The organism is Leucobacter sp. M11, assembly GCF_035726885.1.
Classification (GTDB): domain Bacteria; phylum Actinomycetota; class Actinomycetes; order Actinomycetales; family Microbacteriaceae; genus JAPFRB01.
Genome location: NZ_JAPFRB010000060.1, coordinates 1 through 230, shown reverse-complemented (window position 1 = coordinate 230; position 230 = coordinate 1). Strand labels below are relative to the sequence as shown.

General features: G+C 46.1%; 1 protein-coding gene. It reads left to right on the top strand.

The window, feature by feature from the left end:
• A partial coding sequence (locus OOT08_RS19310; RefSeq protein ID WP_442916300.1) for a SprT family protein occupies window positions 1-230 on the top strand: 230 nt, incomplete at both ends.

Here is a 230-nt window from a genome sequence, read left to right as displayed (position 1 = left end):
AACCCCAGCCTCAGGCCGCCTGGCGGAAGGTACATGCTTGGGAGCCACAATATAGATATTAACGAGAAATACTTGAAGGAACATGGGGAATCGGAATTGATTGGCATTATCAAACATGAACTCTGCCATTATCACCTTCATATTGAAGGAAAGGGATACAAGCATAGAGACGCGGACTTCAAAAATCTTCTACATAAAGTCGGGGCCCCTAGACACTGCACCGCGTTATC